The following is a 15,051-nucleotide window of genomic DNA, read 5'->3' on the forward strand; positions in this document are numbered from 1 at the left end:
CCTGCACTTTTTCTTCTCACTAGTTTTGTTGGTTCATCGTTACCTTTTAATAATTGCTTAGATGTTTTCTATCAGTCCAGTTTTCATCTTATCTTTTTTAATAAACGCCAAGAGATTTGGCGTTTTTTTAATTATTTTGCATCAGCTGCCGAAACATTTTGCGCTTTTTGCCAGTATATACCTCAAAAATAATATTTTCATAAAGTATTTCGTTTGGTATCATTCTTGCAGAGCATATATCGCTATCGCGCCTGAAAACGCATACATCCATTTAACATACTCGCGTGAAGGAGAGGGTTATATGTCCACAAGCAACACGGAACAGCACAATCAATTGAAACGCACAATGAACAGCAGACACCTCTTTATGATTTCTCTTGGCGGCGTAATCGGAACCGGGTTATTCCTCGGATCAGGTTATACAATTAGTCAGGCAGGACCAGTTGGTGCCATTCTCTCCTATTTAGTCGGCGGCTTTATTATGTACCTGACTATGCTATGTCTGGGCGAGCTGACAGTTGCCATGCCAGTGGCCGGTTCGTTCCAAACATATATGACCCGCTTTGTTAGCCCAGCACTTGGGTTTGGTGTAGGCTGGTTGTATTGGCTTGGTTGGGCCGTGACCGTTGCTTTAGAGTTGTTGTCATCAGGATTGCTGATGCAACGTTGGTTCCCTGACTCACCTGTTTGGATGTGGTGCGCGATCTTTGGTGTAGTGCTCTTCTTATTAAATGCTTTATCTGCTCGAGCGTTCGGTGAATCTGAGTTCTGGTTTTCCAGCATTAAAGTAAGCGCTATCATCTTATTCATCATCTTGGGTGGAGCCGCGATGTTTGGCTTCATCGACCTGAAAAACGGTCAGCCTGCGCCAATGCTCACCAACTTTACAGAAAGCCCGCTTCTCCCCTTTGGAATCACAGGCTTGCTGATGACGATGATCACCGTGAACTTCTCCTTCCAAGGTACCGAGCTGATCGGGATTGCCGCTGGAGAAAGTGAGAATCCAGAGCAGACGATTCCGAAGGCCATTCGTACGACGGTTTGGCGTACACTCGTTTTCTTCATTCTGGCGATTGCCATCGTGGCAGGGATGATTCCACACCAACAGGCGGGTGTAATTGAAAGTCCGTTTGTCGTCGTATTTGACAGTATTGGGATTCCTTATGCCGCTGACATTATGAACTTCGTTGTCTTGACAGCACTTCTGTCTGTGGCTAACTCTGGTTTGTACGCAGCAACTCGTATGCTTTACTCCCTGTCCAAAGAAGGAATGGCTTCGAAAAAGCTTGGGGCCGTAAATGGAAAAGGGATTCCGATGCACGCTTTGTTGATTACGTTTGCAATTGCTCTCTTGTCTCTTCTGTCCGGTATTTTTGCAGAAGATACGGTGTTCATGGTACTGTTGTCAATCGCTGGTCTCGGCGCACAGGTGGGTTGGATCTCCATCTCTGCTTCGCAGCTGGCTTTCCGTCGCCATTACCTGAAAAATGGAGGCAAGTTGGAGGACCTGAAGTTCCGTACACCTTTGTACCCTATACTGCCTTTGATTTCCTTGATCCTGAACTTGCTTGTTCTCGTGAGTTTGGCATTCGATCCAGAACAGCGCATCGCCTTGTACTGCGGAGTTCCGTTCATGATCATTGCGATATGCGTGTATCAATTCCATTTTAAAAAGAAAATCGAAGCGTAATTCAAAAAGAAAAGCTTGCTGCCCCCTCTTCAAGAAGGGACTGCAAGCTTTTCATGTTTTATATGTGATGCGATAGGCTTGGCAATACTACAATGAGATTCGGACAATTTCCGTAACGACTACCATGGCAAAAACTGCAAATCCAAGGGAACTCGTTACCAGCAACATGCGCTTTAGCTTTTTCATATCTTCCATAAAAATTCCCTCACTTTCTTGCGCCAATCATCTCTATCGTTATATACGTTTGAACGATGGAAAATGTTTCATTTCGCCCAAAAATATTTATGAGCGAGCTATTTTCTTAAGATCATTCCCGATTTGTCCGGTTTGTTGTTCCATGCGATGCAGCATCCAGGCCACCCAAAACCCGATGACCAAACAAATGGTCCACGGCAGCCACGGCGATTGCAAGCGTAGCCCTACATCGTACACCCATCCTCCTGCTATTTGTCCGAATGAACCCCCGATGGCAATCGAATACCCGTTGAAGCCGTAATAGGCGCCCACCAAGTCCTTGGGAGCAAAACGAGGAACGACATCGACCAGATTCGGAACAGCAATCATGGTACCCAGTGCAAAAAGGAACACATCCAAGAGAATGAGCCACAATGAATCGGCAAACGTGAACAAAAATAGTCCCACACTCATAAACAACGTCCCGATGCCAATCAAGGTAAGCCTTTGCTGATAACTCTCCAGCAATTGAGTCACTTTCATTTGAAATAAGATTACAAACAGCGAGAGCGCAGAAAGTACGATTCCTACATTCACCTTGCTATGCGTAACATTTTCAACAAACAGCGGAATCGTTAAAAACACCTGCATATTCAAATAATAATACCCCATCAAAATAAAGGTATATCGTACAAACAGCTTGTCCTTCACTACCGTGGACATACTTTCCCATATACTATGCCGCGTATTTGTGGCGCGAATCGGTGGGAATAAAAAGAAGATCACGATTGTATTCACTCCGAAGACGGCCCCTGCAAACAACGAAATGTACGTAAAATCAATAGCCGAGAGTGCTGTCCCCACGATTTGGGAACCGACAACCGCAATATTGCCAAGCACATTGCGAAGGGAGAATACTTCTTTTCGGATGGCCTCAGGTGTAATAATCGCATAGGCAGCAGAGCAAGCAGGCTCAAACAACGCCCCACCCAATCCGGAAAGAATCGCGGCAACAAAAAAGTGCCATGTCTCGGTACAAAAAGCGAACATCGCAAAACCAACAGCACGTACGCCTAATCCGAGGAACATCGCCCCTTTGTATCCGAAGGCATCCGCGATCACACCGCCTATAAAAGCAAGACCTTGCTGGGAGAACTGTCTAACACTCAGGACTATCCCTGCCATCGCCAGTGTCCAGCCGATGCTACCCGTCAAATACAAAGTGAGATACGGGATTAATGCATAAAAGCCCATATTCATCATAAAAGATGTGCTTAACAAGAGCTTCACTGAAAAGGGCGTTTCTCGCCACCATTCCCACTTCATCCCAATACCCCTCGCTCTCCCGATAGCCCGCATGAAATAAGGATATCCCCAGCTTAGCGAACAGGGTATAATTTGGGAAACGAACATTTTTGTATATGGTAATCAAATATTTAGATAAGAGGGATTCCAACTGTATGGACTTCGAACAATTACGCGCTTTCTACACATTGGCCCAAACGAAAAATTTCACCAAGGCTGCGGAAATGCTCCACTTAGTCCAGTCTACGGTGACAATGCGAATCAAGCAACTGGAAGAAAAAGTTGGCAAACCTCTTTTCATTCGTGATAAAAGAAGTGTGGAGATTACCCAAGCGGGCTTAACTCTTTTACCGTATGCAGAGAGAATCCTCAAACTATCCCATGAAGCCCTAAATGAAGTCGCTTCACTCCAGCCTTATGAAGACTATTTATCGATCGGTAGCTTAAACGCGATCTGGACTTCCACCCTCGAGCCGATCTTGAAAGAGTACCACTATCGATATCCACAAATTGCGATCAGCACAAAGACAGGGCACTCGTCCGATGTCATCCAGTATTTGCTGGACAACGTGATTCAAATCGGAATCGTGTACGTCCCCCCATCCTTGCCCAACTTTGACGTTATTCCAACGTGGGATGATGAAATTGTCTTGGTATGCTGTCCTGAGAGCCCCATTGCCGCATCTACACACGTCGATTCGCGCGAGCTGCGCAATCTGCCGCTGTTGTACATGAATTGGGGCCCTCCTTTTAACGAGTGGATTAGACAGACACTGCCGCGTAATTACGTACCCAAGCTGACAGTAGACAAAGCGGAGCTCGCCATCGACCTGATCAAAGAAGGTCTCGGTGTGAGCTTGTTGACGCGCTCTACCGTCAAAGCGGAGCTTGCGGCGGGTACCTTGAAGGAACTGATCATAACAGGCAATAAGCCTCCTAAACGCTCGGCGTACATCGTCTTGCCGAAGGACAAAAAAAATAAACCCAGCGTAGAAAAATGGCTGAGTTTAATGAGTGAATTAGGATATTCCACCTAGCTTGCTGATTACCTGGAATGCGGTATGGGGTCGACGACCGTGCTTCGTCTCCCCATCCATTCTTCATAGCCAAGACGAAGAAGAAAATACCAGCACATCGACAGGAAAAAGCCGGTAAGCACATCACTTAAATAATGAACACCCAAGTACACACGGCTGAACGCGAGCAATGCTACGAAAATAAAAACCGCAGGCTGTACGAGCGACGACCATCTTTTCTCCGTAAACCATTGGGCAATCCAAAACGCAACTATGCAATAAAAGGCTGGTCCAATCATCGCATGACCACTCGGAAACGAAAAGGACTCCGGCAGCTCAATCAGATTGACGCCACTCGGTCTAGGTCTCTCAAAGAACCGCTTTAAAAGCTCATTCGCAACTTCACTGGCACCGAGGGAAATCAGAACAAACATTGCCTCCACACGATATTTCTTTATGTATAGGACAACGAACATGATCACCGCTACAGGCACAAGGAACATTCCTCCGCCAAGATTAGTTACCAATCGAAAAAAAGCAGTCCCTGCATCCGAGCGAATCGACTCCGCAAATGCGATAGCTGCTTGATCCATACCTGCCACTTTCCCTGCTACGTAGAGGGCAAACATGATTGTGGCAAGTACCGCAAACCAAAGAGCTCCGCGTACATATCCATTTTTTCTCGTTGTCTGATTCATTGTTGATCTCCTCTTTCCATCAAAAAGCGCAAGGACTCAGCAAATCGCTGATCATCTTCACGCGTGCGAGCAGCAGGCCCCTTCGTACGACCTCCCCCGCGCCGATATCTCGCTTTTTCATTTCGTTCTTCCAAATGAAACGTAATCCGTTCTGGGTCAAAAACCATCCCGTGTGGTGTCAGGGCATGGGCTCTCTTCCCAAGAATGAGCGCTGCCAGACCAATATCCTGCGTCACCACGACATCCCCTGAACTCGTTTCGTTCGCCAGCTTCATATCTACTGCTTGAGGGCCGGCATCTACCGTTACATGATTTGCGTTGCCGATTTGATGATTATAACTGGCAAAGGTCAAACAAATCCAGTTGAGCTCCTTGCACAATGCTTGGGCAGTTAAGAGTGCCTGGCGCGGACAGGCATCCGCATCGATAAGAACACGTCCTTTTGACATGGTATCTCCTTTCGTGTGCATTTCTCTCCCCGTACCGATTCATTTTTGGTATGATGGAGGTGGAGAGGAGTGAGTTTACCTTTGCGCTATCAATTTATCCATGATGAACGGCTAGGTATACGACTTCCCGTACTGCATCTGGAATGGGAAGATTATTCGAAGGTAGAAAGAGCGGACATGTTGCTGGAATGGGAAGAAATCCGCGCGACCATTCCGGATAAAATATACCGGGTAGAGAAGGTCATCATTGAGAAAACCAAACAAATGTCCGAAGAAGAAAATTTCGTAAGATCTTGTGAATTGAACAGCGAGATCCACGAGTTGGCTAGTGTTATTAACGATCTTAATATATGGTTCCGTGTCCAGCAAGACCATGACACCAAAATCCATCAATAATTCGTTTATAAAAAGCAACAGCTCCTTGGCTTCATTAGCCTCGGAGCTGATTTTTTTAGGAACCCTATGCTTTTTTTCGCTTGCGACCAATTTCTAACGCCTTCAGCCCTGCTACATGCGGGGCAGCCATCGAAGTGCCGTTCAGCTTTTTAAACTGATTCCCCGGCCACGTAGACAAAATATCAACCCCGGGTGCCTTCATATTTACGCCCTTGCCTCTCGCACTGAACGATGCCAATTTTCCCATTTGATCAATCGCACTAACCCCTAAGACACCATCGTACCGCGCTGGATACTCCGCTTCTCCCCCTCCATTGCCTGCAGATGCTACCAATACGATTCCCTGCTGATGGGCCCGACCAACTGCTCTCGCCATTGCTTCGCTATATTGGGGCATGCCAAAGCTCATGTTGACAACATCCATCTTATTGGCAATTGACCATTGCAGTGCCTGCAAAATGGTCGACAAAGATGATTGACCCTCATGATCAAAAGCACGGACGTCATATAAATGGGCCTCTGGAGAAACTCCGACAATTCCTCTTTGGTTCATCTCAGCTACGATGATCCCTGCGACATGCGTCCCGTGTCCATTTTGTTTGCCGCGCACTAGCTGGATGCCACCCTTTATTTGATCCTTCAAATCAAAATGATCGCGGGAGATTCCCGTATCGATGACAGCGACCTTGACGCCTGCTCCACGCCCCTTTCGCCACAATCGCTGTGCCCCCACATATTGCACGCCCCACGGGATTTCATCCTCCCCTTGCGCATGGACGCTTACGGTAATGTTCTCTTCCACCATCGCTTTATACCTTCGAAAAAGCTCCTCATGCTGCTCAAAAATCTTTTGTTTGACACACAAGCAAGAAAGGTCATCATAGCATCGCCATGGAAGTCTCTCGGTTTTGGTCAGAACCTTGGTTTTCAAATCTGACAGTATCTCGGTAAACGGCGTATCCCGATGAAAGCTGACAATTTTCAACCCACTAGCCTCCTGTCATGCGTCGTTCTGACTCATCCTATGTCACGGCTCCCCCTATGGGTTTGGGCCATTGCACAACGTTGAGCAAAATAGGCGAATAGCGGCCTGAATCTGTCCAAGCGAACTCCCTTGCTTTTCCATATAACTGCATATGGCAGGCGTATTCCTTTGAAAGGAGCGAAGCATCATGGCGAAAGCAAAAGGAAAAGCAAAGGCAAAAGTCAAGCTCAAAGCGAAGGGCAGTCCACGTGACATACTGAAGTCCATCAACAAGAAAAGTAAGAAAAAATGGACGATGGGCGATGTGCGATCGTTGGCAAAAAACTTCTCCATGAAAGACTTGAAGGATGACAAGAAATTAAGCGAGCTGATTAAAAAAGTCAGCAAGGCGGTCGGTGTCAACTTATCCGACCAGCAAATGTCCAGTGTAAAAAAACAAGTGCATGATCGCCTCGGATAAGGTATGTCTCCCCTTGGCTTCGCCACTCTTTGGCGAAGCTTTTTTTGCAAAACAAAAGAGAGAGCGAAAAATCGCTCTCCCTCCTGGCGAAGCTAATACCCTGTGTTTTCGTTAGTCGCAAGAGCATGCAACGATAACGAGCAATACGAACAACACCAGTATTAAAGCAAAGTCGTCAAATCCTCCGTTGAACAGACTCATTCGCTTTCCCTCCTTTGCCAGCAACTAGTCATACTGTATGTGCGAATGCTCAAGAATGATTGGACCATCGCCTATACAAGACTGTTTTTCCTGGTTTTTTACACAGTTACTGGCAAATGGAAAGGAGATTAGCTCGCTTGTCTTTCAACTGGTTCTGGCAATCCATACTGCTTTTTCATGACTTGACGCCAAAACGGAATCGTACGTTGAATCATCGGTCCCGTTAACAGCGCTATCAGTATCGTGCCGATTGACACAGGTCCACCCAAAGCAGCACCTGCAAGCAGTACGGTTACTTCTATGATCAGTCGGACTCGCTGGATACTCCAGCCAAGACGCTCGTTCATCGCCAGCATGAAGCTGTCGCGCGGTCCTGCCCCAAGAGAAGGAGATAAATACATCCCGATCCCGACAGCCAAAACAACGACACCTGCGAGAAACATCAAGAGCCTCGCCCAAATAGATTGCAGCTCAGGAATAAAATCTAACCATAAGATAAGATCGAGAAAAACGCCAAAGCAAATCATATTTAAGAACATTCCAAAATTAGGCTTTATTTTTGCCACCAAATAAGTGGCGAAAATGACAACGACTCCTACGATCTGAGACCACAGGCCAATCGTTAATCCAAATGTTTTTTGCAGGCCAATGTGAAAGGTTTCCCAAGGTGCTACGCCGAGGTTTGCTTTAATGGCCAGTACTGTACCGAATGCACCAACGAACAAGCCCAGTACAAACATCATGTAGCGAACTGTGATCGACCTGTTGAACCCTCTGCCAGACACGTCTCTTTCATCTCCTGACGATGTGGTTTACTTCCAGCCTGCAATGACTTCGTAAAAAAGCCCGTCCTTCCGGTAATACGCTTCCGATTTGGAGAAGTTCAGGTAGGTCTGTGCCTCTACAAGCTGCTCTCCCGTCAAAATGACCTGGCGTTGCTTGTTCACATCGTCTCGATATTCGACGACGAGGCTGACCTCTTCCGACTGACAATGTTGAATGAGTTCTTCTGGTGTAGTAAAAGTAATCCGCTTCATGCTCCCCCACCTCCTCCATCGTGATCATTCATTATAGCAGGGATTATGGCTTTCTCCCATCGTTTCTCTCTCGCTTTACAGAAATGCTACCAAGATCATCAGCCAGTTGGGTCGCCGGGAAAATTTGCTGCGCTTCTGCCAACAGATCCTCCATCGAAAAATCTCCGTCTTCATCTTCATAACGTGGACTAAAGTGAGTCAGGCATAGTTCTTTCACACCCGCGTCTTTGGCAATTTGAGCCGCCTCGCGTGCTGTGGAATGCCCGCTTCTGGTCGCCAGCTCCTTGTCATGATGGGCGTAGGTCGCTTCGTGGACAAGCAAATCTGCCCCTTTTGCCAGCTCCACAACCGCTTGGCTCGGCTCCGTATCTCCACTGAAGACGATTTTGCGTCCTGGCTGCGGCTCTCCAACGAAGTCCTTCCCGTCCAGCACTCGACCATCCTCGAGTGTGACCTGTTCTCCTCTCTTCAAGGCTCCAAATAACGGCCCTGACGGCACACCGGCCTGCTTTGCCAGTTCTACTTGAAATGCTCCTGTCTTTTCCTTTTCCATCACGGCATAAGCAAACGAAGGCACACGATGTTTCGCCAATCGACAGCTCACCACGATCTCTTCGTCCTCGTAGATTACGCCCTCACTAACGATTTTTATTTCCAAAGGATATTGCAAATGAACTGGACTTGCCTCCATGATAGCTCGAAAATATTGGTCGAGCCCCGGTGGTCCATACAGCTCTAACGGAGTCGGTTCGGTATTGCGCAAAGACCGGCTCGCAAGCAGTCCGATCAGACCGTACAGATGATCCCCATGCAAATGGGTGATAAAGATTTTATCCAATTGACTAATTTTCATCGGTGCGCGTAGTAGTTGGTGCTGAGTCCCCTCTCCGCAGTCAAACAACCACCATTTACCTGCCTGTAAAAATCGCAAGCCGATCCCACTCACGTTTCTTCGCGTAGTGGGTGCACCTGATCCGGTGCCTAAAAATGTAACGATCACGCTATGTCCATCTCCTTTGTGGCCTTCCCTCATCATGTGCCTGTCTCTATCTCTAGGCATTCACCCTTTTTTATCTGGGCGCATAGCCTACAACATACAAAGCCTAGCAAGGAGGGACTCCTAATCATGAAACGATTTTTGGCGCTGGGGCTGGCCGCTTTTCTCGTTATGACGGCCGTCTTGACTGGCTGCTCCAGCACTCCCGAAAAAATAAGAATTGGTGAAGTGACTCGTTCTTTGTTTTACGCCCCTCAATATGTCGCACTTGAAAAAGGATTTTTCAAGGAAGAAGGTCTGGAAGTGGAGCTCTCAACCATACCCGGCGGAGATAAAGTGATGTCGGCTCTGTTATCTGGCGGCATCGAGGTCGCGCTCGTCGGCTCCGAGACCAGCATCTACGTCTCTCAGCAAGGTGCTGCCGATCCAGTTGTCAACTTTGCGCAGCTCACGCAGACGGACGGTACCTTCCTCGTCTCCCGCAACAAAATGGATGACTTTACTTTCGACAAGCTAAAGGGCAGTGTCTTCTTGGGTCAACGTAAAGGCGGTATGCCGCAAATGGTCGGAGAGTATGTACTCAAAAAGCACAATATCAATCCGCAAGGCGACCTGGAACTCTTTCAGAATATCGAATTCAAAAATATTGCGTCTTCCTTCGCATCTGGTACCGGAGCGTATGTACAGCTGTTTGAACCGGAAGCCTCCCGCTTTGAACAGGAAGGAATCGGCCATGTCGTCGCCTCTTTTGGCAAAGAGAGCGGAACCGTTCCATACACCGTCTTCATGACAAAACAAAGCTATATCGACAGCAACGCAGCAGCTATCCAAAAGTTTACCAATGCGGTCTACAAAGGGCAACAGTGGGTTGCCAGCCACAGTGCAAAAGAAACAGCTGATGTGATTGGCAAGTACTTCGAGCAAATCGATCCAAAGATTCTGGAAATCGCTGTACAGCGTTACCTGGAACAGGGCTCCTATGCGACAGATCCCATTCTGGACGAAAAGGAATGGAATCAGTTACAAGATATTATGGATTCCGCTGGTGAATTAAAGCAACGCGCTGATTACACCAAGCTGGTAAACACCACTTTTGCTACCCAATCCAAGGAAGGGAAATAGGCCGTCATGAAGCAGATTTCTTCTACGCCGGCAAAAATAGAACTCGGCCACGTGACCCATCTTTATTTATCCACGACCAGGGCGTTCATGGCGGTCCAAGACATTAACCTGCGCGTGGAGGAAGGCGAGTTCATTTGTCTGGTTGGTCCCAGCGGTTGTGGAAAGACGACGCTGCTCTCACTCATTGCAGGGCTTGAGAAGCCGACAGCAGGCAAGGTGTGGATCGACGGAAGAGAAGTCAACGGAACGTCTAGGCAAGTTGGCTACATGCTTCAGCAAGATTATTTGTTCAATTGGCGGTCCATCGAAGACAACGTGTTTCTCGGACTCGAAATCCAAGGCATCCGTTCCAAGGTAACAGAGGAGTACGCCCTTCATCTGCTAGATGAGATGGAACTGTCTGATGTACGCAAATCCTCTCCCCTGCAGCTATCAGGCGGCATGCGGCAACGAGTTGCACTCGTCCGTACACTCGCCTGTCAACCTGATGTACTGTTGCTTGACGAACCATTTTCGGCATTGGACTACCAAACCAAACTCAAGCTCGAAGACTTGATTTTTTCGACGCTGCGTCGGCATAAGAAAACGGCAGTGCTTGTGACACATGATCTCTCCGAATCGATCGCGATGGGCGATCGCGTCTATATCTTTTCACGCAACCCGGGACGCATCAACAGCGAGATTGTCGTACCCAACCCGATCCGGGATGCTCTGCCATTCGACGCCAGAAATCATGATGGATTCCAAGACTTGTTCCATCGCGTGTGGAAAGAGATGGAGGTAGTGTCTGATGCAGCCAAAGGAAATTGAATCTGTCCATCGTCGCTACTTACAGTTAGAAAAGCGTATGAGCTTTTCCGTCTTTTCCACACAACTGTTCCTCTTTCTCGTTTTTCTCGGTTTATGGGAGCTCTTGGCTCGAACAAACACCATTAATGCACTCATCTTCAGCTATCCCTCCAAGATTTGGGCTCAATTTTGGTTGCAGCTGCAAGATGGCAGTCTTCTCCCGCATGTCGGCTTGACCGTATGGGAAACGATTATCGGCTTTCTCTTAGGAACGATTCTGGGAACCGTCATGGCAACGATCATATGGTGGTCCCCTTTTCTCTCCCGCGTACTAGAGCCTTATCTGGTGATTGCCAACAGTATGCCAAAAGTAGCCCTCGGTCCGGTTTTTATCGTCGGCTTTGGTCCAGGTTTGCTCTCCGTCATAGCGATGGGGTGCGCGATCTCGGTCATCATCACCACAATCAACGTCTACACCAGCTTCAAGGAAGTCAATCAAAACTACGTCAAAGTCGTGCAAACACTCGGGGGTAGCAAGCGGCAAATCTTCACGCTCGTCATTTTGCCAGCTACCATCCCAACCCTTCTCGCTACGCTGAAGGTGAATGTCGGACTTTCATGGGTGGGCGTCATCGTCGGAGAGTTTCTCGTATCCCAGCAAGGCTTGGGGTATTTGATCATATATGGCTTCCAAGTATTTAATTTCACCCTGGTCATGATGAGCTTAGCCATTATCGCGGTTATCGCTACCCTGATGTATCAAGGCGTAGCCTATATAGAGCGGCGGCTCACCAGCCAGTTCAAATAGATGGCTTCTAAAAAACGGTGCCAACCATCTACCGGGGATGATTGCACCGTTTTTTCATGGAGCAATACGTTTTGGAGAGGTTAGGGGGCGACGATCTCGACCTTAATTCGATCTGGGTCCTCGAAAAACAAAGCATAATGTCCCTCGCCTCCAGCATGCGGATGCCGATCCTGATAGAGCAAAGAGATACCGCGACGAGCAGCTTCCTCCCGCAGCTTTTCCACATGCTCTCGATCCCGTGCGTAAAATGCCAGATGATTTAAACCGACACGACAACGGTGATACGAAATGTCGAGGAATCGCTCTTCTGCCTGGACAAAAACCAGATAGGTACCGTTCTGTTTCCAGCTTACCCCACTGGCCCATTCTTGATATCGCGTATAGCCCAGCTCCTCCAACAACCAGCCCCAAAAATCTTTTGAGCGTGCCAGATTGGAGACATACACTTCTACATGATGCAGCATCGCACAGCCCCCCTTTTTACAGAAAAGCGCCCGACAGCGAAATGCCGGGCGCTACAACTATCGATTTACTTCCAAAACTTCCACTTGCTCTTCTTCGTCGTCGGATCGTCTATTTGGCTCTCGACGACTTTCTGTTGGGCGGTTGCTTCCACTTCGTGCGCTCCAGGTACTCGATTCAGGAAGTGATCGACCATAGGCTTGTAGTTATCTGGCAAATGCTCTTGCATGTTTCGCAGGATGACAATTGCCTTTTCCATTTGATCGGTCGCCAACAGAGCGTTGGCATAGTTGAAGCCTGCATACGGATACGGGAAATGTGGCGTCCAGAACTTTTCACAAATCTGAATCAACTGATAGACATAACCCGCTTGTCCCAATTCACCTGTCACAGTCATGACGACCTCAAAGCGATCTTTCGCTCCTTCAATCGCTACCGTGTACCATTTCATTGCATTCAGGAGATCCTCCTCATTCAACGCAACACGCGCCAGCTGCAATTGTGGTCTCCATGCGCCTTCTTTACTTGCCAGCGCCTCTAGCTGCCCTTTCAGCTCATCCTTTTTCCCTCTTTGCAAGAAGCTCTCGACAAACATGTTCAAGCCATTTTCTTGATTCGGGTCTTTGTGCAGGCCTGTATGTAGGGTCTCGAACGCTTTTGGCTCATCTCCCTCAAACGCGAAGATTTTTGCCAAATTGGTGCATGCCGTGCCCGAGGACGGGAATCGTTCCAGACAATCTGTCAGGATTTTTTTAGCGCTTTCAAATTCTCTCGCCTGCATATGAACGACTGCACGGAAAATGAGAGCAGACTCGATTGGACCGTATAATTCGAGAAGCCTGTCGGCAGCGACAGCAGCTTGCTCATGAAATTGACCCTTCACCAACTCCATCGCAAAATCGCGAAGCTTATCTTTTTCATCCCAGTACTTATCCAGATTTTGCGGAATTATTTTTTTCTGGTAGTCCTCTCGGGACATATCGATGGTTTGACCGAACTCATTGGTAAACGTCACAAATTCAGACATGAAACAGCCTCGCTTTCATTTCCTCACAAAAGTTTCAAATGATTGTTAAAGGGACAAGATATTTCCAAAGAAGAAGAACGATTCTCCACACAAGGAAAACCGCCAATTAGATCCATGCTTTGATATTTACTTTACGGATAAATTCCTCCATTGATTCCTTCGCGGGTTCGTCATTTGCCTCTTCTGCATCTTCCATGCCCATCAATTGTCGAAACAGTGCTTCGTTCCTTGTCGCCAATGCAAAATCAAGTAAAGCCTCATGCGAGATGCGATTTGCTTCTTCCTCCAGCAACTGCTCCTCCAAGGCGATATCCTCTTCTACAACGGCGATATGCTTATCAATTTTCGGAATGCGTAAAACCCAGGAAAATGCGCTGTCCGGATTGCGGTCACGAGCAATCAGGTAACCGTATTCACCCAAAGGCAAACCTTGCTCGAAGGAGTCGGCAACAATGACGACGCGTTGTCCAAGCTTGAACATGAGCGTCAACTCCCAATAAAGATTAATTCTAATCATACTAAATTGTATGTGTTCTTGGGAAGAGCAAACCCCAAGGATAGGAAAATGCACAAAAAGTTTGTTGCTCGAACCAAAATAAGGTACAATTTTTACTAGTGAATGGATATTCGTAATGAGGTGTACAAGGTATGAGTGAAATGTCTACAGGGTTTTCCCTGTTTATCGTTGGTTGGACCATCGTTCTCGTAAGTCTTATGGCCATTGGCGGGTATTTCATGTTCCGCAAATTTCTCAAGTCCATGCCCAAGCAAGACGGAAAATCCGACTTGGATTGGCAAGATCATTACATTGATCAGACACGTTCACTCTGGACAGATGAGGGTCTGACCTTGCTCAATGAATTAGTTGATCCTGTGCCACAGTTGTTTCGTGATGTTGCGAGACGTTCTATTGCAGCGAAAATCGGCCAGATCGCGCTGGAAGAGAAAGCAACCACCATTACAACAGATTTGATTGTAAAGGGGTACATCGTAGCAACCCCCAAGCGTGACCACAAATGGCTCATTGCCCACCTGCAATCCAAAGAAATCGACTACACTCCCTATGAAAAATATTTGAATGCCGAAGGATAATTGAAACTTCCTGTGGAGTCATCCGTAAAAAAGGGTAAGACCTTTTTGGTAAGGAGACGATGTGGATGTCAGTCCTACTCACGATTTTGGGGATCGGTTTCGTTATATTGATCGTTGCGATTGTCATTGTGGCGGTCCTCTTTAAGAAAGGCGCCCGGTTCTTGTGGAAAATGACCGGACGTGGCTATCACAAGTACAGCAGCAGTGATTACCGATATCGCCCTTTTTGGAAGATGGGGCATCGAACATACGGTCATCGTCACTATCGTCGCAAATATTCCAGCCATAGTGGATTTTTTAGCAGCTAACGAAATGAAAATGAGAAGGCACTCAAACTCGTTTG

Annotated in this window: 20 protein-coding genes; 9 read left to right on the plus strand and 11 right to left on the minus strand. The window is 47.4% G+C overall.

Features of this window, described 5'->3' with window-relative positions:
• Window positions 1-301: 301 nt before the first annotated feature.
• Entirely contained in the window at window positions 302-1,690 is a 1,389-nt protein-coding gene (locus HP399_RS19480) for an amino acid permease (RefSeq protein WP_173620282.1), read from the plus strand.
• Between the two features lie 282 nt (window positions 1,691-1,972).
• On the opposite strand, the gene HP399_RS19485 is transcribed toward HP399_RS19480, so the two are convergent.
• On the minus strand, window positions 1,973-3,190 hold the full coding sequence (locus tag HP399_RS19485) for an MDR family MFS transporter (RefSeq protein ID WP_173620283.1): 1,218 nt from the start codon (window positions 3,188-3,190) through the stop codon (window positions 1,973-1,975).
• Between the two features lie 134 nt (window positions 3,191-3,324).
• Between HP399_RS19485 and HP399_RS19490 the strand changes: the two genes are divergently transcribed.
• Window positions 3,325-4,206, plus strand: a complete 882-nt coding sequence (locus tag HP399_RS19490) for a LysR family transcriptional regulator (protein WP_017247917.1) — start codon at window positions 3,325-3,327, stop codon at window positions 4,204-4,206.
• Window positions 4,207-4,214: 8 nt separating this feature from the next.
• Here HP399_RS19490 and HP399_RS19495 read toward each other — a convergent pair whose 3' ends face one another.
• Entirely contained in the window at window positions 4,215-4,883 is a 669-nt protein-coding gene (locus tag HP399_RS19495) for a phosphatase PAP2 family protein (RefSeq protein WP_173620284.1), read from the minus strand.
• Entirely contained in the window at window positions 4,880-5,332 is a 453-nt protein-coding gene (locus HP399_RS19500; protein WP_173620285.1) for a YaiI/YqxD family protein, read from the minus strand. Before HP399_RS19500 ends, HP399_RS19495 begins: the two co-directional genes overlap by 4 nt.
• A 69-nt stretch (window positions 5,333-5,401) precedes the next feature.
• Between HP399_RS19500 and HP399_RS19505 the strand changes: the two genes are divergently transcribed.
• Window positions 5,402-5,728 carry a hypothetical protein gene (locus tag HP399_RS19505; RefSeq protein WP_173620286.1) on the plus strand — a complete coding sequence of 109 codons (327 nt, stop codon included), beginning with the start codon at window positions 5,402-5,404 and terminating at the stop codon, window positions 5,726-5,728.
• 64 nt (window positions 5,729-5,792) lie between these two features.
• Here HP399_RS19505 and HP399_RS19510 read toward each other — a convergent pair whose 3' ends face one another.
• Window positions 5,793-6,713 carry a S8 family peptidase gene (locus tag HP399_RS19510; protein ID WP_173620287.1) on the minus strand — a complete coding sequence of 307 codons (921 nt, stop codon included), beginning with the start codon at window positions 6,711-6,713 and terminating at the stop codon, window positions 5,793-5,795.
• A gap of 187 nt (window positions 6,714-6,900) precedes the next feature.
• On the opposite strand from HP399_RS19510, the gene HP399_RS19515 reads away from it, so the two are divergent.
• On the plus strand, window positions 6,901-7,173 hold the full coding sequence (locus HP399_RS19515) for a stage VI sporulation protein F (protein WP_007725880.1): 273 nt from the start codon (window positions 6,901-6,903) through the stop codon (window positions 7,171-7,173).
• A 111-nt stretch (window positions 7,174-7,284) separates the two neighbouring features.
• On the opposite strand, the gene HP399_RS19520 is transcribed toward HP399_RS19515, so the two are convergent.
• The 4 genes from HP399_RS19520 to rnz form a co-directional block, all read right to left on the minus strand.
• Window positions 7,285-7,374 (minus strand): YjcZ family sporulation protein, encoded by a 90-nt coding sequence (locus HP399_RS19520; RefSeq protein WP_100169674.1) that lies wholly within the window; start codon window positions 7,372-7,374, stop codon window positions 7,285-7,287.
• A 128-nt stretch (window positions 7,375-7,502) separates the two neighbouring features.
• Window positions 7,503-8,159: a YczE/YyaS/YitT family protein gene (locus tag HP399_RS19525; protein WP_173620288.1), complete on the minus strand. Its 657-nt coding sequence runs from the start codon at window positions 8,157-8,159 to the stop codon at window positions 7,503-7,505.
• A gap of 27 nt (window positions 8,160-8,186) precedes the next feature.
• Entirely contained in the window at window positions 8,187-8,411 is a 225-nt protein-coding gene (locus HP399_RS19530; protein WP_173620289.1) for a hypothetical protein, read from the minus strand.
• Between the two features lie 43 nt (window positions 8,412-8,454).
• Window positions 8,455-9,411 (minus strand): ribonuclease Z, encoded by a 957-nt coding sequence (gene rnz, locus HP399_RS19535; protein ID WP_173620290.1) that lies wholly within the window; start codon window positions 9,409-9,411, stop codon window positions 8,455-8,457.
• 126 nt (window positions 9,412-9,537) lie between these two features.
• Here rnz and HP399_RS19540 point away from each other — a divergent pair, with 126 nt between their 5' ends.
• The 3 genes from HP399_RS19540 to HP399_RS19550 are packed head-to-tail and all read left to right on the plus strand — an operon-like array spanning window position 9,538 to window position 12,127.
• Window positions 9,538-10,530 carry an ABC transporter substrate-binding protein gene (locus tag HP399_RS19540; RefSeq protein WP_173620291.1) on the plus strand — a complete coding sequence of 331 codons (993 nt, stop codon included), beginning with the start codon at window positions 9,538-9,540 and terminating at the stop codon, window positions 10,528-10,530.
• 6 nt (window positions 10,531-10,536) lie between these two features.
• Entirely contained in the window at window positions 10,537-11,340 is an 804-nt protein-coding gene (locus tag HP399_RS19545) for an ABC transporter ATP-binding protein (protein ID WP_173620292.1), read from the plus strand.
• Window positions 11,321-12,127, plus strand: a complete 807-nt coding sequence (locus tag HP399_RS19550) for an ABC transporter permease (RefSeq protein ID WP_106652840.1) — start codon at window positions 11,321-11,323, stop codon at window positions 12,125-12,127. Before HP399_RS19545 ends, HP399_RS19550 begins: the two co-directional genes overlap by 20 nt.
• 80 nt (window positions 12,128-12,207) lie before the next feature.
• Here HP399_RS19550 and HP399_RS19555 read toward each other — a convergent pair whose 3' ends face one another.
• The 3 genes from HP399_RS19555 to HP399_RS19565 all read right to left on the minus strand — a co-directional run bounded on the left by HP399_RS19555 (window position 12,208) and on the right by HP399_RS19565 (window position 14,097).
• Window positions 12,208-12,591, minus strand: a complete 384-nt coding sequence (locus tag HP399_RS19555; protein ID WP_173620293.1) for a VOC family protein — start codon at window positions 12,589-12,591, stop codon at window positions 12,208-12,210.
• A 65-nt stretch (window positions 12,592-12,656) separates the two neighbouring features.
• Window positions 12,657-13,616 carry a tetratricopeptide repeat protein gene (locus HP399_RS19560; protein WP_173620294.1) on the minus strand — a complete coding sequence of 320 codons (960 nt, stop codon included), beginning with the start codon at window positions 13,614-13,616 and terminating at the stop codon, window positions 12,657-12,659.
• Window positions 13,617-13,722: 106 nt separating this feature from the next.
• On the minus strand, window positions 13,723-14,097 hold the full coding sequence (locus HP399_RS19565) for a hypothetical protein (RefSeq protein ID WP_012685928.1): 375 nt from the start codon (window positions 14,095-14,097) through the stop codon (window positions 13,723-13,725).
• Between the two features lie 167 nt (window positions 14,098-14,264).
• Between HP399_RS19565 and HP399_RS19570 the strand changes: the two genes are divergently transcribed.
• Both HP399_RS19570 and HP399_RS19575 read left to right on the plus strand, forming a co-directional pair.
• Window positions 14,265-14,708 (plus strand): DUF2621 domain-containing protein, encoded by a 444-nt coding sequence (locus tag HP399_RS19570; protein ID WP_173620295.1) that lies wholly within the window; start codon window positions 14,265-14,267, stop codon window positions 14,706-14,708.
• A 65-nt stretch (window positions 14,709-14,773) separates the two neighbouring features.
• A complete protein-coding gene (locus HP399_RS19575; protein ID WP_007724492.1) occupies window positions 14,774-15,016 on the plus strand; it encodes a hypothetical protein in 243 nt (80 codons plus the stop codon).
• Window positions 15,017-15,051: the final 35 nt, after the last annotated feature.

The organism is Brevibacillus sp. DP1.3A (genome assembly GCF_013284245.2).
Lineage (GTDB): Bacteria > Bacillota > Bacilli > Brevibacillales > Brevibacillaceae > Brevibacillus.